The organism is Rhodococcus sp. P4_F3_2, from assembly GCF_056401335.1.
Genome location: NZ_JBFUJN010000011.1, coordinates 36259 through 55567, shown reverse-complemented (window position 1 = coordinate 55567; position 19309 = coordinate 36259). Strand labels below are relative to the sequence as shown.

17 protein-coding genes are annotated in these 19309 nt (G+C 63.3%); 6 read left to right on the top strand and 11 right to left on the bottom strand.

Features of this window, described 5'->3' with window-relative positions; genetic code table 11:
- Positions 1-8: 8 nt before the first annotated feature.
- The 7 genes from AC1DWA_RS13470 to AC1DWA_RS13440 form a co-directional block, all read right to left on the bottom strand.
- A complete protein-coding gene (locus AC1DWA_RS13470; protein ID WP_003939880.1) occupies positions 9-380 on the bottom strand; it encodes a membrane protein in 372 nt (123 codons plus the stop codon).
- The gene (locus AC1DWA_RS13465) at positions 377-1168 is read right to left on the bottom strand and encodes a LytR/AlgR family response regulator transcription factor (RefSeq protein ID WP_047889180.1); all 792 of its coding nucleotides are present in this window, start codon (positions 1166-1168) and stop codon (positions 377-379) included. Before AC1DWA_RS13465 ends, AC1DWA_RS13470 begins: the two co-directional genes overlap by 4 nt.
- A gap of 51 nt (positions 1169-1219) precedes the next feature.
- The gene (locus AC1DWA_RS13460; protein ID WP_019744838.1) at positions 1220-2437 is read right to left on the bottom strand and encodes a sensor histidine kinase; all 1218 of its coding nucleotides are present in this window, start codon (positions 2435-2437) and stop codon (positions 1220-1222) included.
- Complete coding sequence (locus AC1DWA_RS13455) at positions 2434-2820, bottom strand: MmcQ/YjbR family DNA-binding protein (RefSeq protein ID WP_019744839.1); 387 nt, start codon at positions 2818-2820, stop codon at positions 2434-2436. The genes AC1DWA_RS13460 and AC1DWA_RS13455 overlap by 4 nt, the downstream gene beginning before the upstream one ends.
- A 4-nt stretch (positions 2821-2824) precedes the next feature.
- On the bottom strand, positions 2825-4042 hold the full coding sequence (locus AC1DWA_RS13450) for a lipase family protein (RefSeq protein WP_046379030.1): 1218 nt from the start codon (positions 4040-4042) through the stop codon (positions 2825-2827).
- 15 nt (positions 4043-4057) lie between these two features.
- Positions 4058-5701, bottom strand: a complete 1644-nt coding sequence (locus AC1DWA_RS13445; protein WP_019744841.1) for a Na+/H+ antiporter — start codon at positions 5699-5701, stop codon at positions 4058-4060.
- Between the two features lie 106 nt (positions 5702-5807).
- Entirely contained in the window at positions 5808-5999 is a 192-nt protein-coding gene (locus AC1DWA_RS13440; protein ID WP_003940164.1) for an antitoxin, read from the bottom strand.
- Between the two features lie 180 nt (positions 6000-6179).
- Here AC1DWA_RS13440 and AC1DWA_RS13435 point away from each other — a divergent pair, with 180 nt between their 5' ends.
- Positions 6180-7322 carry a GGDEF domain-containing protein gene (locus AC1DWA_RS13435; protein ID WP_046379031.1) on the top strand — a complete coding sequence of 381 codons (1143 nt, stop codon included), beginning with the start codon at positions 6180-6182 and terminating at the stop codon, positions 7320-7322.
- 6 nt (positions 7323-7328) lie between these two features.
- Here AC1DWA_RS13435 and AC1DWA_RS13430 read toward each other — a convergent pair whose 3' ends face one another.
- Positions 7329-9833 (bottom strand): HAD-IC family P-type ATPase, encoded by a 2505-nt coding sequence (locus AC1DWA_RS13430; RefSeq protein WP_477846256.1) that lies wholly within the window; start codon positions 9831-9833, stop codon positions 7329-7331.
- A 137-nt stretch (positions 9834-9970) separates the two neighbouring features.
- Here AC1DWA_RS13430 and AC1DWA_RS13425 point away from each other — a divergent pair, with 137 nt between their 5' ends.
- Entirely contained in the window at positions 9971-10558 is a 588-nt protein-coding gene (locus AC1DWA_RS13425; RefSeq protein WP_070795841.1) for a hypothetical protein, read from the top strand.
- Between the two features lie 36 nt (positions 10559-10594).
- On the opposite strand, the gene AC1DWA_RS13420 is transcribed toward AC1DWA_RS13425, so the two are convergent.
- Together AC1DWA_RS13420 and AC1DWA_RS13415 are read right to left on the bottom strand one after the other, a co-directional pair.
- Positions 10595-11710, bottom strand: a complete 1116-nt coding sequence (locus AC1DWA_RS13420) for an MBL fold metallo-hydrolase (protein ID WP_046379032.1) — start codon at positions 11708-11710, stop codon at positions 10595-10597.
- A 62-nt stretch (positions 11711-11772) separates the two neighbouring features.
- Positions 11773-12504: an enoyl-CoA hydratase gene (locus AC1DWA_RS13415; protein WP_019744845.1), complete on the bottom strand. Its 732-nt coding sequence runs from the start codon at positions 12502-12504 to the stop codon at positions 11773-11775.
- 112 nt (positions 12505-12616) lie between these two features.
- Here AC1DWA_RS13415 and AC1DWA_RS13410 point away from each other — a divergent pair, with 112 nt between their 5' ends.
- Together AC1DWA_RS13410 and AC1DWA_RS13405 are read left to right on the top strand one after the other, a co-directional pair.
- On the top strand, positions 12617-13720 hold the full coding sequence (locus AC1DWA_RS13410; protein ID WP_046379033.1) for an NAD(P)-binding domain-containing protein: 1104 nt from the start codon (positions 12617-12619) through the stop codon (positions 13718-13720).
- Positions 13717-15159, top strand: coding sequence for a phospholipase D-like domain-containing protein (locus tag AC1DWA_RS13405; RefSeq protein ID WP_060938182.1), 1443 nt, complete (start codon positions 13717-13719; stop codon positions 15157-15159). Before AC1DWA_RS13410 ends, AC1DWA_RS13405 begins: the two co-directional genes overlap by 4 nt.
- A gap of 4 nt (positions 15160-15163) precedes the next feature.
- On the opposite strand, the gene AC1DWA_RS13400 is transcribed toward AC1DWA_RS13405, so the two are convergent.
- Complete coding sequence (locus tag AC1DWA_RS13400) at positions 15164-15700, bottom strand: DUF6630 family protein (RefSeq protein ID WP_477916709.1); 537 nt, start codon at positions 15698-15700, stop codon at positions 15164-15166.
- Positions 15701-16049: 349 nt separating this feature from the next.
- On the opposite strand from AC1DWA_RS13400, the gene AC1DWA_RS13395 reads away from it, so the two are divergent.
- On the top strand, positions 16050-18896 hold the full coding sequence (locus tag AC1DWA_RS13395) for an ATP-binding protein (protein ID WP_232253317.1): 2847 nt from the start codon (positions 16050-16052) through the stop codon (positions 18894-18896).
- Positions 18893-19309 carry a roadblock/LC7 domain-containing protein gene (locus tag AC1DWA_RS13390; RefSeq protein ID WP_003940329.1) on the top strand — a complete coding sequence of 139 codons (417 nt, stop codon included), beginning with the start codon at positions 18893-18895 and terminating at the stop codon, positions 19307-19309. Before AC1DWA_RS13395 ends, AC1DWA_RS13390 begins: the two co-directional genes overlap by 4 nt.

Genomic DNA, 19309 nt, shown 5'->3' with positions numbered 1-19309 from the left:
CGCCGCGCTCAGTCGTCCACGATGTCGTTGAAGTCCTGCTCGTTTCGCTCCGCACGACGCACGAACACCCAGCCTGTGGTCAACAGCAAGGGATACACGGCGCCGCCCATCACGAGCCACGGCAACCGGATGCCCAGGACTGCGACCTCCGACAGTGTCGGGAAGAGATGCGTCAGAAGCGGTACTGCACACAGGAGCCCGGCTGCGACGACGGCAAGGCGAATCGCCAGCCCCAACTGCGCGCGAACGAGACCGCGGATCATGGCGTCGCCGACTTCGGTCTGTTCCTGCACCTCCACCCGCGTACGGACGATCCGTGCGCCACTACGTTGCGCCAACACAACGCGCTCACGCTGCGGAGGATCGGACTGCGACGTCACCGTGACAACCAACTCTGCTTGGGCGCACGAACCAGTCGATCCTTGAGTTCACGGGTGTGTCTGCGGCTGACCGGAAGTTCGACGGCAGGCTTGTCTCCGTGCGGGCGCAGACAGACCACCAATCCGCTGCCTACTGTGCGGATGCCGGTGACCAGCGCCAAAGACACCAGGTAGGAGCGGTGCACGCGCAAGAAGCCCGCGTCGGCCCAGCGTGATTCGAGTGTCGAGATCGGGATGCGTACCAGGTGCGACTTCCCGGCGGTGTGCAAACGCGCGTAGTCCCCGTCGGCTTCCACCCACTCCACCGAGGAGCGTTGAACGAGCGTCGTGACGCCGCCCAGTTCCACCGGGATCACCTCGTCGGTGGACGCAGCTTCGGGCTTGTTCTCGCTCTTGGTACGCCCGGCCAACCCCACGATCCGTTGAACGGCCTGAGCGAGACGCTCCTCTCGGAGCGGTTTGAGTAGGTAGTCGACGGCACCGAGGTCGAAGGCATCAACAGCTCGATCGTCATGCGCTGTCACGAACACCACGGGTGGTGGCGTCGCGAAATTGGAGAGGATGCCGGCCAGTTCGAGACCGTCGAGTCCGGGCATGTTGATGTCGAGAAATACCGCGTCGATGCTTCCACCGCGCAGTATCCGCAACGCAGTCGTCGCATCCGATGCCGTGTGAACGTGCGCCACCGAGTCCTCGGCGCGCAGCAAGAAGGCCAGCTCGTCGAGGGCTGGTTTCTCGTCGTCGACGGCAAGGACGGTCAGCTGGGCATCAGTGTCAGTCTCGTTCACAACAGGTCCATGTTCCCACGACGGTTTCAGCCTGATCATCGAAGGCGAGAATCAGACGTGAATACCCTGCTTGAACTTGGGAACACGCATGCTGACCTTCGTACCGGCACCCGGCGCTGTCTCCACCACGAGTCCGTAGTCGTTGCCGAACGCGGCACGAAGTCTGTCGTCGACGTTGGCCAAACCGACGTGAGCAGCTTCGCGTGCGCTGGGTCGTCCCGATCCCGACTCGATGGCGTCAAGTGAGCCGGAACGCAGTAGTTCAGGGTCCATCCCCACACCGTCGTCCTCGACGCTGATGATGCAGTCAGGTCCCTCGTCCGCGGCCACGATGCTCACGGTCCCGCCCTCCGGCTTACTCGAAATGCCGTGACGAACCGCGTTCTCGACCAGCGGCTGGAGAGCCAGGAAGGGAAGAACCACGTTGAGCACTTCGGGTGCGATCTGAAGGCGGACGTTCAGCGCCTCCCCGAATCGCGCGCGTTCGAGGGTCAGGTAACGATCGATGTTGCGTAGCTCGTCGGCAAGCAGGGTGAACTCACCCGCAGATCGGAACGAGTACCGGGTGAAGTCCGCGAACTCGAGGATCAGTTCTCTGGCCCGCGCCGGGTCGGTTCGGACGAACGACGCGACCGTGTTGAGCGCGTTGTAGATGAAATGGGGACTGATCTGCGCGCGGAGGGCACGCACTTCGGCTCGATCCAACAGGGCTCTGGACGCGTCGAGGTCGGCGAGTTCGATCTGGCTGCAGGCGTATCGAGCCACCTCGGTGACCGCTCCGAGCATTCCAGGCCACGGGTCTTCGCTGGTGACGATTCCCAGCACGCCGACCACGCCGATGTCCTCGATCAGCAGGGGCTGAGCGATCAGCGCTCGCACATGGTGATCGCTCGGTCCGCGCACCAGGTCCGAGTGGGTGACGAGCACCCGGCGTTCGCCTTCGATCGCGCGAATGGCGGCGTCGTGGAATTGATCGGACAACGCTTCGTGACGGCCGTCCCACGCCAGCAGATTTCCCGACGCGTCTGCGAGGCCCAGACCGGAACCGCCGGTCAGCTCGCGTAGGTGAGGCGCCGCCTCGGCGGCCGAATTCTTGTCGAGTCCACGCCGAAGTGGCCGCGCGGCAAGTGAAGCCGTATGGAGCGCGGCATGGACGGCACGCTCGGTCGGGGTGGTCACCTCACGTCTGGTGCGCATCCACACCGCTGTCAGTGCCCCGGCCACTGCGAGAATCAGCACGCTGAGAAGCGCGACCACGGCCGGACTCAACGCGAATCCTCGTCCAGTTTCCGGATCAGTGTTTTCGGGGCCACCGTGCGGTACGCATCTTCGACGACGTCGGCTACGTCGTTCCAGAATTTCTCGTCCTCGGTCTCGTCGGCACTCGGAACGTCGAGGTACACACCGATCCATCCCCGGCCACCCACGTACGGGGGGACGAAGAACCTCGTCGGATCGCGACTGACCCAATCTGCCTGCGCCCCAGGTGGGGCCGCGGCCCAGATCGCGAGGCGATCGTCGTGGTGGTGATCTGCCATGGTGACGAACTGCGGCGCTTTGCGCACGAAAAACGACGATTCACCGTGGCTGACCCGCTCGGTTGCCTCTGGCAATGCCAGTGCCAGAGCGCGGATTCGTGCCGACGCTGTCATCGATTCACGACCCGCAGGTATTCGGTGCCGGAACACCTGCGAATCGATCCTTCACCCACGCAACAGCTCCCGGCACAGCGGCGCCGTCCGCGTGACCTTCGCCCGGTCGCGCCTGGAATTCGATGACGTCACCCTCGGCGCAGGCACGTTCGACGGCCGCCTCGGTCCATTCCGGACGGATGAGGTTGTCATTGGTACCGACGACTACGTACATCGGACCGCTCGCGCGTTGACGTGGGAGAGCAACGTCGCTGAGCCACGCGTGAATTCGGTCCGCGTCCTCGGCGGTAGCTGGCCGGGTGTCGGCGGGCGTCACCTTTCCGACAAGACCCAACTTCTCCGTCGCGCGAGAGGTCAGGCACGAGGTGAGCAGGTCGTAGTTCTGCTCGAATGCGCCGCGCACGTAGTCGGTTCGTTCGAGCTCCGGATGGGTGAGGGACAGCCCTTCGAGTACATAGGGCAGCAGCAGTTGCTGAGGCAGTGACAGATTGACCTCGGAATCACTCGAGATGATCGGCGAGATGTCCGCTGCCGGGGACAGGTTTGCTGCACCGACGAATTCCAGTCCGTCGCCGTAGGTGTCGGCTTCCTCGGCCGCTGCCCAGGAAGCCTGCCCGCCTTGGGAAAGCCCCAGAGTTGCCCACCGAGTCGAGGTGTCCGGAACGACGTTGCGCGCCGCTCGAACCGCGTCGATGACGTTGAACGCCGCGGTGTCCGGTTGCAGGTAAGGATGCGGGTCCGGAGTGCCGAGGCCCTCGAAGTCGGATACAGCGACCACGTATCCCGAGCCGAGGAACGGCGCGACCAGGCCGATCGTGCCGAAGAGGGTCGGCGAGGTCGACGGCGCACAGTCGTCCGAAATACCCGTCGTGCCATGGCCGATGGAGACGATCGGCCAACCGCCCTCCGGCGGCGTTCCAGGCGGTGTGAACACGGTTCCCGATACCTGGGTCTCCCGGCCGTCGATACCGGAGGTGGAGCCGTACAGGATTTTCACCGCGCTCGCTCCGGACGCCGCCACTTCGGCTGTGCTGGTGAAGGGTTCACTGTCGAACACGACGCCGCGTTGCGCGCTGCTCTCGACCGGCGGGGTAGTCGTGGTTGCGTTGTCGGTGACAGAGACATCTGGCGAGGCATCCGATCCGCAGCCGACGCTCACGAGGAGCGCGCTCGCCACCACGACTCCCCAGCCTGCGCGAACCCTCGAACTCCGAACCGTCATACGCAGTGTTCCCCTCTATTTGCCCGCGCTGCCTGCTCGGCGACGCCTGACACGTTCCTCGGCTGCGGCCTCTTCGATGTCGAGTCCTTCCAATACGGTACGCAATACCTCGTCGTCGAGATCTCCGTCGTCGCGCGCGGCGATCAGTGCGACTCGCTGCGAGCGAAGGGATTGATGCCGGAATTTGTCGAAGAGCGCTCCCGCATTCCACAGGGCGGCCTCGCGATCGGCGTCCTCGTCGACCTCTTGGAGTTGAAGCCTCGCCTGCATCGAGCGGCGTACGCGCTCGACGATTGCCTGCAATTCCTTTCCATCGATCCCGGATGGAGGGTGCGCGGCCGCGTCGGCCAACGCCTTCTCACCGGCCTTGCGAGAAATGTTGCGTGCCAACTCCATCTGTTCCTGGGTACGCAATTGTTCATAGGGATCCGCGACGTCGAGACGACGAATGAGGAACGGCAAGGTCGATCCCTGGATGAGCAGTGTCCCGACCGCGACGATGAACGCGATCGCCTGAATGACGCCGCGTCCGGGGAACGGCTCGCCGGACGAGAGCGCGAACGGGATACCGCCGGCCGCAGCAAGAGTGACGACACCGCGCATTCCCGCCCACGAGACCACCAGATTCTGTTTCCACGTCAGTTGATTCTCGCGATCACGGCGCAGGGTTACACCGAATCGCACACGGGAGTAGCTCAGGAACAGCCACACCGGCCGAATCACGATGACCACGGCCAGGACTGCCAGACCGTACGCGAACACGTGAAGCACCGGAAGCCCGTCGGCGACAACATCGTCGATCACGAAGCTCAGTTGCAGCCCCATGTACGCGAAGACGAACATCTCGAGGAGCGTGTCCAGGCTCGACCACACCGAGCGCTCCTGCAGCCTGGTCATGATCGACGCGTCCGTCGAATAGTGTCCGATCACCAGACCAGCAACCACGACGGCCAGAACACCGGACGCGTGTAGTTCTTCAGCGGCCAGGTAGGCAGCGAACGGAAGGACCAGCCCCAAGCCGGTTTCGAGTGGAGAGTCGTACATGCGGGCGCGAACGAACTTGACGACAAACGCGAGCACCAAGCCGACGACAACGCCGCCGATTACTTCGTACGCGAAGAACAACAGGGGCGAATCCGTCGCAATTCGCGTTCCGGTCACGGCAGCGACCGCGACGGTGAAGAGGGTCAGCGCGGTCGCGTCGTTGACGAGCCCTTCGCCCGTGAGGATGGCGATGACTCGTTTCGGGAGCCCGAGTTTCTGACCGACCGCCACCGCGCTGACGGCATCGGTCGGCGCGATCACAGCTCCAAGCACGAGGGCGGCGCCGATAGTGAACTCGGGAACCATCCATTCGGCGAAGAAGGCAACCACGAACGCCGTCACCAGCACCATTCCGACGCCGAGACGCAGAATGGGCGCAAGGTTGCGTTTGAAGGTCGCGACCGAGAACTTGAGAGCGGCCGAGTAGAGAAGCGGCGGCAGGACCACACCGAGAATGACGTGGGGGTCCAGTTCGGGCCGCGGCATACCGGGGATGAAGGAGGCGACCGAGCCCACGGTCACCAGGACCAGCGGGGCCTGCAGGTTTCGTCGATTGGACAGCCCGGTAACTGCGATGGCGGCAATGACAACCAGCAGAATCCAGGTGAAGTTCACGCGTTCATTCTGCCCGCYGACCCTGGGAGTTCACCCAGCGGACGCACAGAAGCCCGCAACCTTTTCGGTTACGGGCCCCTGAGCAACGGTATGGCCGAATCCGGTTTTACTGCTTTTCGGGAACAGCCTTCTTGGCGGCCTCGGCTGCCTTGTCGATCTGATCGCCGTACTTGTTGCCGGTCTTGTCGTCGGCGATGTCGGCGACCTTGTCGATCGCGTCGTGAACCTTGTCGGAGTTCTCCGCTGCGAGCTCCTGGCCCTTTTCGACCAATCCCTTGACGTTGTCCAAGAAACCCATGTCCGTGTCCTCTCCCGGTGCTGACGCACATCCTTCGGCGGAATCGTTCCTCCGCGCCCTTCGATTCTCACAGGTCGACGGCCTCTACGCCAGAAAGCAGGTCCGTGCGTTCGAGCCGCGCGCAACTCGAGGTAGCGTTAACCCGCCAATAGCTGATTGATCACCCATCGACATCGACAGGTGCCCGGATTGAATGCAGGACTGCGCGGGACGGGGAGCGACCCCCACCCCACGCGTGAACTGCTGTCCCGGTGGTGGTCGGATCGCACCGATTACACCTGGCTCCCCCGATTCCTCGACACTCGCGGGCTGACCGTTCCCGGACGCAAATTAGTCGCGGTGTGGTGTTTTCTCTTCGCGCTGATCGCGGCGACCATGCAGTTGAGCCGCTTCGGTTCCGATTCCGCCCTTGCACGGTCCATCCTCGCAGTCGGGACCATCAGCGGGGTCTATGCCGGTTGCCGTTGGGTGCGAAACGAATCGTGGCCCACCTGGCGCCAATCCGTGGCCTTTGTCGTCTGGGCCGACCTCTGGCTCGCCGTCACGCTCTTCTTCGCGGTTCGCACAGCGTTCGTCGGAACGCTGGGTTGCGTCCTGTTCATCATGATCGGCTTCTACACGGCGATAGTTCACAGTCCGCGTGTTGCCGTGACCCACATCGGCTGGGCTCTTGCTGTCTGCACGACGCTCGCTGCCATGGCGATGTCCGAGCCGGTCAACGACGACTGGGTGGTCGTGAATCTCTATCTGATGGTTGCCGGTGTGGTTTTCTCCACCGCGTGGATTCTGCAGATCGTCTGGCTGCGCCTGACCGACGACGCACGAAACGCTCACCGGGACTACCTCACCGCGACACTCAATCGCCGCGGACTCCAGGACGAGGCACAGCATCTGCTGCGCAGTGATCGAACGCAGGCTCTGATCGCACTGCTCATCGACGTCGACTCGTTCAAAATCCTCAACGACACGCACGGTCACGTAGCAGGTGACGACGCGTTGACCGCTGTCGCTGACCGCCTCATCGCTGCCGCCGGGCCCGAGGCAGTGGTGGCGCGAATCGGCGGCGACGAGTTCGTCGTCCTGCGCGGAGTCGACCGAGGAGATATCGAACAGGTCGCCACCGAGATACATTCGGCGGTCTCGTCCGACTCCGATCCCTATCCCGTATCCGCCAGTACCGGCGTCAGCGTCTACCTCTGTCCCGAGACGGACTTACCGGATCGGGCTGTCAACGAACTGATCGAGCACGCAGACAATGCGATGTACCGGGCCAAGAAGCGCGGCGGCGATCGCATTGCCTGGGTGCAGATGTTCAGGCGCTGAAACTACTTACTCACCGTGGGCGTGGTGATGCTCGCCGGGCAGGTCGTCGGGCGTCGCGAAAATCTTCCGCTTCTCCCCGTGCAGGCGTGCGCTGATCCACCACGAGAGTTCCACGAGCACAACGCCGATAGCGCCGAGGGTGATCGCGAGCGTCGTCGCAGCGACGTTGCTCGGATCAAGCTTGAAGAACTCACGAGTGAACGGCAGCGCGAACAGGATGAGGTACCCGGCAACCGAACCGCCGATCAGAACGAGCTTCCACCACACGTACGGCCGAGCAACGACGGCCAGGACCCACACGGCGATCATGATCAACGTGATGAGTGCACTGGTTCCGGCCTGGATCTTCTGGGTCTCCGTCTGGTCGGGGCCTTGGTAAGCCAACACGTAGGAGATGAACGTGGTGATGCCGATGATCAGGCCCGACGGCAACGCCAGACGCATCACGCGGGAGACGAAACCGGTTCGGGCGCGCTCGTTGTTGGGGGCGAGAGACAAGATGAAGGCCGGGATACCGATCGTGAACCACGCCGCGATCGTGACGTGGCGGGGCAGGAACGGGTACGGCAGCGGTTCGAAGTCGAAGACCTGGGACAGGACGCCGGTGATACCGATCAGGAACGCAAGCACCACCGAGTAGACGGTCTTGGTCAGGAACAGATTCGACACACGCTCGATGTTGCCGATCACTCGGCGGCCTTCCGCGACGACGTACGGGAGCGTCGCGAACTTGTTGTCCAGCAGCACGATCTGGGCCACGGCTCGGGTAGCCGGGCTGCCCGAACCCATCGAGACTCCGATGTCGGCGTCCTTGAGGGCGAGCACGTCGTTGACGCCGTCACCGGTCATCGCGACGGTATGTCCGCGAGACTGCAAGGCAGCGACCATTTCCCGCTTCTGATCCGGTCGTACTCGACCGAACGTCGTTGCTCCGTCGAGAGTGTCTGCCAGCTTTTCCTGATCGCTGGGAAGATCCCGCGCGTCGATGGGACGGTCACCACCCTCGAGCCCGAGGGAACCGGCAACGGCACCGACGGAAACCGCGTTGTCGCCGGAAATGACCTTGACCGCGACCTTCTGGCTGGCGAAGTACTCCAACGTCTCCTGCGCGTCCGGACGCACCTTCTGCTCGAGTACGACCAGAGCCTCAGGGGTGACTGTGCCCGGCGCGTCGGCGTCGTCGACGGGAAGGTTGCTGCTGCCGAGCATGAGGACACGAAGCCCGCTCGAACCCACTTCTTCTGCCTTGCGGGCCATCTCCGAGTCGGGATCGAGCAGCACGTCCGGGGCGCCGAGCACCCAGTTGCCGTGACTGCCGTACGACTGGCCACTCCACTTCTTCGCCGAGGAGAACGGCGCGAGCGCGGTGGCTTCGCCCCAACCGGAATCGTCGGAGAGAGACTCGCGAATCGCCAGAACGCTCGCGTTGGGGCGAGGGTCGGACGCGGCCATCGCGCTCAACGCGGACTTGACTGCAGACTCCCCTGATCCACCCGGTGCGACATCGACCTCGGACAGACGCATGCCGTTCTCGGTCAGCGTTCCGGTCTTGTCCGCGCACACCACGTCGACACGGGCCAAGCCTTCGATCGCCGGCAACTCCTGAACGAGACACTGGCGCTTGCCCAATCGGATGACCCCGACCGCAAAAGCAATGGACGTCATGAGCACAAGGCCTTCGGGAACCATCGGAACCAGCGCTGCCACCATGCCGTTGAGGGCGGGTCGGATCGGCAAGCCGATCGTGAAGAGCTGATTGAAGATGATCAGCGCTCCCGCCGGAATCATCAGATAGGTGATGAATTTCAGGATCTTGTCGATACCGCTGCGCAGTTCCGAATGCACGAGGGTGAACTTGCTCGCCTCTTCGGCCAGCTTGGCCGCGTATGCATCTCCACCGACCTTGGTGGCGCGGTACGCGCCGCTACCTGCGGCAACGAAACTGCCCGACAGCACTTGCTGGCCGCTCGCCTTGTGAACCGGATCAGCCTCACCGGTGAGCAGCGATTCGTCGACCTCGAGTGCGGCAGAACTGACCACCTCACCGTCGACGACTATCTGGTCACCGGATCCGAGTTCGATAATGTCATCGAGCACAACATCTTTGGGCGCCATTGCCACGGCGACGCCGTCACGCCTGACCATGGGCTTGGCCTGACTCACGATGGCCAGAGCGTCGAGCGTGCGCTTGGCGCGGATCTCCTGGATGATGCCGATACCGCTGTTCGCGATGATCAACAACCCGAACATGCCGTCGATGATCGAACCCGTCGCGAGCACGATCACCAACAACACGGTCAGGATCGCGTTGATGCGAGTGAAGACGTTGCCGCGAATGATGTCCTTGACCGAGCGGGACGCCCGGTCCGGTACATCGTTGGTTTGTCCCGACGCGATCCTTGCTGCAACCTGATCGGCGGTCAGACCGCGGGCGACGTCGACGTCGTCCGGCAATCGCTCAGGCGCTACCGCCACTGCTGTCTCTTCTGAACTGGTGTGCTCGTGAGCCATGGTCAAAGATTACGCACCCGGAGCAACTAATCAGGGTCGGACTCGTGTGGCAATGACGGCTACACGAAGATCACACCCGTGGGCCGCGGTTCTGCGATGCTGGTCGGAACGAGCAGAGAAGTCCATCGAGGAACGGTATGAAATACGTCTACAACGGTCTCGACGAGGCGCTTCGGTGCGAACGGCCCGTCGACCTGCCGATTTCTCTCGACCTCAACCGGACCGACAACGTGGTTGTCTGGTTGTCGGCGATTCGGGTCTACTCGTTCGGGATGATGTTCGCGATTGATGCCCGCTACGAGGATCCGGCACTCTCGCTGAGTCTCGGCACTTACGACGGGCGTCCCACGTTCACACATTTCAGCGCGCCGCTACTCCTCGGCCTCGGTTTCGCGGACGGATCATCGGTGACCACCGCGCAAAGAACGCGAGGCTCGCTGCTTGAGTTACGCACGGCTGAAAGCCGCTCGGGCTCAGTGCGCGGTGAGTATTTGCTGGCTCCGATACCGCCTGCCGGGCCGATCGATGTCGCAACTGCATGGCCTCAGCTGGGAATGGACGAGAAGGTTGTCACCCTCGACGGAGAAGGCATCGCATCCGCATCCGAAAGTGTCACACAACTATGGGAACCGAAACGACAACCCGATCCCGACCTCACCAGTGAACACGTGACACATCAACTGCAGTACCAACGTGGGGGTTGGTTCGGAATCCGACTGGATTGAGGAAGATCCCGGGTGACTTTCGAGCAAGGGCCGCAGTCAGCCCAGCGGTATCCACCACTTCGACGGCGGTGTCGGTGACAACGCGTCGATCCTGCCGCCAGGCATCGGGACCGACACTGTTGTGCCCGCCTCTGCGGCCGACTCGCTGAGGCGAATGATCGGCTCCGACCACGAGTGAAACGCGAGGTTGAAGGTCGCCCAGTGGATCGGTACGAAGACACCGCGCGATCCGTCGCCCTTGTTGAGGTCGATGTGTGTCTGCACTGCCTCTTCCGGATTCATGTGAATGTCCGGCCAGCGCACGTCGTACGCGCCCACGGGGAGAAGCGTCAGATCGAAAGGCCCATAGGTTTCACCCAACTGTTCGAAACGTGATGTGTATCCGCTGTCTCCGCCGAAGAACACCCGGTGCTTCGGACCGGCGAATACCCACGACGCCCACTGCGTCGTGTTCCGGACGAGGCCACGACCGGAGAAGTGACGAGCCTCGGTGCACGTGAGGACCAGGTCGTCGATTTTTGTCGACTCGTCCCAGTCCAATTCCACGATCCGGTTCTCGGGCACCTTCCAGTGCCGCAGGTGAGCCCCGATACCGATCGGAACGACAAACGGAGCGGTCTGGGTGCGAGTCAGAATCTTGACCGTCGCCATGTCGAGGTGGTCGTAATGATCATGCGAGATGACTATCGCATCTACCGTCGGTAGATCAGCCAAGGCCACGGGAGTGGGATGCATACGTGCGGGACCTACTGTGGCCGAGGGTGATACGCGTTCGCTCCACACCGGATCGGCGAGAACGCGGTAACCGTCGACCTCGACGAGAACACTCGAATGGCCGTACCACGTCACGGCCGCGTCACCCGCTACCGACGGCGCCAGCGGAGTTGCCAACGGAATCGGCTGACGCGGCCGACCCGTCGACCCCCGTGTAGCCATCGACTTGAACATCCCGGCATCGGTGCCCGGAACCAGAGTGCTGCTGGGCTCCGAGTTGTGGAACTGGCGGTCCCGGTATCGCGGGGACATCGCCGCATACGGTTGCACTGTGTTTCGCGACGCCCCGATCTGCGTCGGGATTCCCCATGCGGCTCGCGCCACCCACCCTGTCGCCGCGGCAACAGCCGCAACTCCGAGAACCGTCGTCTTCTTCATTCAGACGAGCGTAGCCACTATCTGTCCCGCGTGCCTGGTGCCTGTTTTCCCTGCAACGAGCTTTACTTTCCCTTGAATACGGGAGGGCGGTTCTCGATGCGGGCGGCGCGGGCTTCCTGGACGTCCTCGCTGAGCCAGGCGGCGTGGAGGGCGTCGAGTTGCTCGGGAGACTGTTCCTCCATGGTGCCGTCGTCGTTGAGAACCATCTTCATGTGCCGCAACGACAGCGGTGCGAGATTGGCGATGCGGTGCGCCCATTCCTGAGCGTCGTCGAGGGTTCCGAGCTTGTTGGCGAGACCGCGCGTGAAAGCTTCCTCGGCGCCGATCTGTTCGATGCCGAGCAGAATGGTACGCGCCGGACCGCCGCCGACCAGCGACGCGAGCCGACGCATGGTCCACTTGTCCACCGAGACTCCGAGGGTGGCCGCGGGGATTCCGAAGCGAGCGGTCGGTGCCACGACGCGCAGATCCGACGCGATGGCCAACTGGGTACCGGCGCCGATGGCCGGACCGTTGACAGCGGCAATGACGGGGATGGGCGCCGTGTCGATCGACCGGAGCATTTCGAACAAGCGGTCGGTGAAGCCCTCCATGTAGACGTCGCCGGACAGGTCCGCGCCTGCACAGAACGCCGATCCCTCACCGGTGATGACGACAACGTGCGCATGCTCGGCGACTGCCGCGTTCATCGCGTCCCGTATTGCGATGCAGAGTTCGGCGCTGAGCGCATTACGACGCTCGTGACGCTGCAACTCGATGGTCACGACGTTGCCGTCACGGGAGAACCCGATCATGTCCGCTCACTTTCGTTTCTGGAAGGCTCGACACACGGGAGTTCCGAGGCGCCGCTACCGTCCGCATACTTCTCTGCAGCTAAGTTCTGTACATCAGGAGGTTAGATTACCGATGAGTACAGACGACCTTGCCGCACAGCAACCACACCCGGTTGACGTGGTGGTGATCGGTGCGGGACAGGCCGGACTCTCCGCCGCGTACTACCTGCGCAAGTTCGGAATCGAACCCGAATCGGGGTTCGTGGTGCTCGATCATGCGTCCGGTCCGGGCGGAGCGTGGCAGTTCCGATGGCCGAGCCTGACACTGAGCACCGTCAACGGTGTGCACGACCTCCCGGGAATGTCCTTCGCGGAAACCACCGGTACAGACGCCGAACAAGTGCCTGCATCGGTGGCGGTCCCCCATTACTTCGAACTGTACGAAAAGCAATTCGAACTTCCCGTCCACCGCCCGGTACACACACGGGTGGTGTGTCCGAGGGAAGAGCGACTGCGAATCGAAACCGACCAGGGAGTGTTCGCGGCGCGAGGCTTGATCAACGCGACGGGAACCTGGGAGCGCCCCTTCATCCCCCACTATCGCGGGGCCGAGTCCTTCCGTGGCCGACAACTCCATACGAAGGACTATCGAACCGCTGCGGAGTTCGAAGGCAAACATGTTGTGGTGGTCGGCGGCGGTATCTCGGCCGTCCAACTGCTCGACGAGATCTCACGCGTCACGACCACTACCTGGGTGACGCGGCGCGAACCCGAGTTCCGCGACGAGCCGTTCACGCCGGACATCGGCCGCGCTGCGGTTGCCATGGTCGAAGATCGTGTACGACGCGGCCTGCCACCGGGATCCGTTGTCTCGGTGACCGGCCTCCCCGTGACGCCTGCCATCCAGGCAGCGCGAGAGCGCGGTGTGATGAATCGTCTGCCGATGTTCTCCGAAATCCTTCCGAACGGCGTGAAGTGGGCCGACGGTACCGTCGTCGACGCCGATGTCATCTTGTGGTGCACCGGTTTTCGTAGCTCACTCGATCACCTGGCGCCGTTGCACCTGCGCGGACCGGGTGGCGGAATCCCGATGACCGGGCGCCTCGCCACGCAGGTCGAAGCCGACCCTCGCGTACACCTGGTGGGATACGGACCGTCGTCGTCGACGATCGGAGCCAACCGCGCCGGCCAAGCGGCGGCGCGCGAACTGACCGCGTACCTGGGAATCGGCGAATGAACAGAATACTGATTCCGGGCGAAACCTGCTGGCGCATCGAACCGGCGGACAATCTTGCCTGCATCGTCGACGCCGCTGACTACTTTCATCATGCGAAGTCCGCAATGCTGCAAGCGGAAAAGCGAATCATGTTGATCGGCTGGGACTTCGACACGCGCATCAAACTCGAACCAGGCAAGCAGACGCTCGACGGCCCCAACCGATTGGGAATGTTCCTCCGCTGGCTGGTCCGCGAGAAACCCGACCTCGAAATCCTCGTACTCAAATGGAACATCGGCGCGTTCACCGCAATTGGGCGCGGCATGACTCCCGTCTTCGTGTCCAACTGGCTGACCGACGAGCGCCTGCGGTTCGAGATCGACGGCGCCCATCCCGTGGGTGCGGCGCACCATCAGAAAATCATCGTCATCGACGACGCTCTGGCGTTCTGCGGCGGCATCGACATGACGGTGGACCGCTGGGACACCTCGGATCACGTCGACCGCAACGACTACCGGATCACACCGAGCGGAAGACGTTACGGCCCTTGGCATGACGCAACCACGGCGGTCGACGGCAATGCTGCCGCGGCCATCGGCGAATTAGCGCGGGCACGCTGGAAATCCGCAACCGGAGAGGACCTCCCACCGGTCCAGAGCACGGCGACGCCGTGGCCGGTCAATTTGGCTCCTACCTTGCGCGTCGTCGACGTGGCCATCGCCAGAACGCTGCCGGAACTCGGCGAACGCACAGAGGTACGCGAGATCGAGGCGCTCTATCTCGCGGCCATCGCCGGGGCAGAACACACGCTGTACATCGAAAGCCAGTACCTCGCCTCACGCACGCTGGCCGAGGCGATTGCCGCGCGTCTACGTGAGGCCGACGGGCCGGAGATCGTTCTGGTCATTCCGCGCAATGCCGATGGATGGCTCGAACAAAAGGCGATGGACGGGGCACGCCACGACCTGCTGCATTTGCTGTGGTCGGCCGATATCCACGACCGGTTCGGTGCGTTCTATCCCGTGACCTCTTCCGGTGCACCAATTTACGTGCATGCCAAGGTCCTCGTGATGGACGATCGCCTCCTGCGAATCGGGTCGTCGAACCTCAACAACCGTTCGATGGGCTTCGACACCGAGTGCGACATCGCCGTCGAATCCGACGACGACGCAGATGTCGAGTTGCGCGCCTCGATCATCGGATTGAGGCGCCGGCTACTCAGCGAGCACCTCGACGTCACCGAGGAAGAAGTCGACGACGCGTTGGGTGAGCAGTCACTGTTGTCGACGGTTCGCGCTCTCTCGACCTCCGACGCTCGCAGTCTGCGCGAATTCGACCGGAATACAGTCGACGGCGAAGACCACGTGCTCGCTGAAAATGCACTGATGGATCCCGAGCGCACGCCGCCCAGACTGAGCGATCGAATCGAAGGATTGCGCCGCCTGCTCGGCAAACGCTGAGACTCTAGAACACGCGCACGCAGTGCCCGGCTGCCAGCGCGAGTTCGACGAGTGTTGCACCGTGAACACTCGGGACGAGCGCGATGAGAAACGTATCGCTGTCGCTGTCGAGCCAGGCAAGTGAAACGCCCGTCTCGGTGATGTTGTCGCCGACTCGAGCGAGAAGCGATTCGAGTCCGGCAGCTCGATCGAAGGCCATGGCAAGACTCTGCGCCCACTCCCACGATCCTGCCGGCGCCGACTCGAGCGCTCGTAGCTGACCGAGAACCTCGGCAGCGTCCTCGTTCCAGTCCACCCAGACCAGGAGTTTTCGGTCGTGCAACGCGTCGACGAGAGCAAACCACGCCAATTCCGGGTKCGGCTTCTCGAGCGTCTGTGAGTACAGCTCGTTCTGTACTTCGACATACCGTTCCGGATACTCGATCGCGAGCGTCACCCGGTCGATGACAACAGCGCTGTCAGGGGCGAGCAGTTCGGCGATCGCGCGCAACGCGTCGCGAGCAGGTCCACCCACTATGTCTCCAAGGTTCGATTCGGTCATCGGTGCGGTTTCCACAGTCTGACATGCGAGTGCGCCTCGTTCGGACGTGTCCTCTATGTCAGGTCCTGAGGCAGATCCTCCGGAGATTCCCGCGCGCCGCATATCAACGAGTCGACGAGTTACCGAATCGAACAATCCGGCTATCCCATTCGCCGCACTTGTCCGTTTACCCTTTCACCTGGCCTTACAATCCGGATATAGTCATCGGCGATCCAAGAAGCCAACTGGGATGTAGCGAGCCAGCGAACAGTCTGTTACCGTTCAGCTAACTACTCCTTCTGGTCAAACCGGATCGAAGGGGTTCGGGCAATGACCCACGGGGGGTTGACGTGAAGGGGCCATGTTCCGCATGAAACACGATTCACACACGACAACCTCTTGGTGGTCGATCGGCGAATGGCGCCTGGGATGGAAGGTCATCGCCGTTCTCGCATTGCCGATGATCGTCGCCGTCGTCCTCGGCGCACTTCGAGTTCAGACAGAACTCGAAGAAGCCGCACAGCTGAGTTCCTCGTCCGAGCGTGCCCTCGCAGTGCCCGCCGCGATCAACCTCGAATCCGCGCTGTACGAACTCGCCGAAGCCGCATCGGCACGCACTGACACCGGCCCGGCAACACAAGCAGTTTCGGACGCAATGGACCAACTGGTCGACGCCGCGCGCGCGTTCCAGTCCGACGACGACCTCAACGACCAAGTAACTTCGGCGCTCGCCGAGAGCCGTTCCATCACCGAGGAGATCGCCGCCGGCGCGGTGGCTCCCGCACGCTTGGTTTCGCGGGTCGGCGAAGTCTCGCGCGCACTCTCGAGCACCTTCACCAGCGTCGTCGAGCATTCTCAACGCCCTGTCCTGCGCGAACAAGGTGGTCGACTCTCCGCACTCTGGGAAGCGCGACGAGCGCTGGCCGAACAACGAATCCTCTTCGGCTCCGGTGATCCGGACCAGCAAGCTCGTACGTCGATGGTCAGTGCTGCCGGTGCCGAACTGGTCGCTCTGAACAACATTCTGGCCATCGACGGGAGTAACGACACCGTCCAGACCCTCAGCAACTCTGCTCAGAACCGGATCAACGCCCTCGGATCAACTCCGTCGACCTCTCCTCTGGGGAGCCGCGTCGGCGCCGATCTGAAATCCGGAAACGACCAGTACAACAGCCTGACCGACACCACCGTCACCGAGTTCGGCGACACCGTCACCGCCGAATCCAATGCAGCACGAACCGCAGCACTCCGCGACACTGCAATCGTGCTCGGCGCGGTCCTGCTGGCACTGGCCATCGCCCTCGTCATCAGCCGATCGCTCATCGATCCGATCCGCCGGTTGCGATTTGCCGCATTGCAGGCCGCACGACGCGGACTCCCCGACGCGATCGAACGAATTCGCGCAGGTGCCAGTACCGACGAACTCGACTTCGCCCGTGTCCCGATCCGCACCCACGAGGAAATCGGCGAGCTTGCACGCGCGGTGGACGACATGCACGGTCAGGCCATCACGCTTGCCGGCGAGCAGGCCACCCTGCGGCGCCAGGTCAACGACATGTTCGAAACGCTGTCGCGGCGTAACAAGTCCCTCGTCGACCAGCAACTCGGTTTGATCGAACAGTTGGAGCAGGACGAAGACGACCCGCGTCGCCTCGAGAATCTGTTCCGGCTCGACCACATCGCCGCGAGAATGCGTCGAAACGGCGACAACTTGCTGGTTCTCGCCGGAACCGATGTACGCCGCGCCAGGACCGCCCCCGTCGCTCTCGGCGATACCCTTCGCGCCGCGGTATCAGGAGTCGAGGAGTATCGACGCGTCGAACTCGGGCAGATCCCGCCCGGAGTCGTCACCGGTCATGCTGCCCCGGACGTCGTTCACCTCATCGCTGAGCTGCTCGACAATTCTCTGCGGTACTCCCCACCGGAGACCACCGTCTCCATCAACGCTGCCCGCACTATCGACGGCTCCATGATCGTCGAGATCGCAGATCTCGGTATCGGCATGTCGCCTGCCGATATCCTCGATGCCAACGAGCGCCTCGCCGCCGGCGGCGAGATGAGCGCGGATACGGCGCGTCGCATGGGTTTGTTCGTCGTGAGCCGAATCAGCCGTCGCTACAACATCTCTGTGCGCCTGCGCCCGACGGCAACGTCATCGACGCACAGCGGCATCACCGCAACGGTGCTCCTACCGACGTCGATACTCGATTCGTCTCGGGGACCCGAGATCCGCACGCCGCGAACCGGACCCGTTCCCACGCTCGATCGGACTCCCCCTCCCACACCGCCTGCACCGTCATGGTCACAGCCCGTCCCGACCGAATCCGCACCCCCGCGGCCTGCGACCAGAAGTTTCGCTGATCTCCCGCGTCGAACGCCCGGTAACAGTACCGATCGGACCGAGACGTTCGCCCCGATCACACCGCAATCCACTCCTACGGCAACAGCGCCTTCGGGATTGCCACGTCGCACTCCGGGCACAAGTGGAGTACCGGCAGTCAGCACCTCGACTCCGACCACTGCTGCACCCGCCACCTCGGTGTCGTCCTTCGCTCCTCTGCCCGATCCCGAGGGCACAAGCACATCGACGTCCCTTCCCGTTCGTACTCCGTCGCCGGAATTCGCCTCGCCGGCACAGGGTCCCGAGATCCCGGTGGGTCCACAACCGTCGACAACCCCGCCGCCGCGGCACCGGCTCTCAGCCCCGACGCCGACAAATACTGCGGCATTCTTCTCCTCACGCACCCGTGACGGGCTCTCTGCTCGCGCATCGGCGAGGGCTGACGGCGCGGGCGACGGCAACTCGAACGGCGTACCCTCTGCTCCGACCACGATGCCGATTTTCGCCCGGATGGTGTCGGAGTGGCTCGTGGATCCGACGGCGGAGACTTCAGCGGCTTCCACCGGCAGTTCGTGGACCACCGACGCGGATCAAGGCTGGCTGGCCGCTCGGACCTCGTTCGAGATGCCGGTCACCAAGATCGCCGATTCCGGTCTGCCCATTCGAGATCGCGGAGCCCGCCTGGTTCCCGGTGCCGTCGGCGGAGGCGGTACGACACAGCGCCATGCATCCAATCCGGCGGACGTCCAACGTGGTTGGAGCAGTTACCAATCCGGAGTACAACGAGGGCGTCGGCGCGCCGCCGACCATCAGCCCGATGGCGGACAGTCTTTCGAATCGTCCACGATGTTGCACAACGATGAAGGAGAACAGTGAACACTGTCGGAGCCCAAGAGACTCCCCGCGCACTCGACTGGCTGGTTTCGGCTTTTGCCCGAGACGTGCCGGGTGTGAGTCACGCGATCATCGTCTCAGCCGACGGGTTGTTGACCGCCTCGAGCACACACCTTCCGCTCGATCGGGCGGATCAATTGGCCGCTGTCACTTCCGGACTCGCCAGCCTGTCCGCGGGGGCGTCACGCCTCTTCGACGGTGGGGCCGTCATGCAGTCCGTCGTCGAGATGGAGAACGGCTACCTGCTTCTCATGGGCGTCGGTAGCGGCGCTTACCTTGCCGCCCTCGCTGTCGCCGGATGCGACATCGGCCAGATCGGTTACGAAATGGCGACTCTCGTCGATCGCGTCGGGACCACGATGGACATTGCCCCGCGAACGTCGCAGGGTATTTGA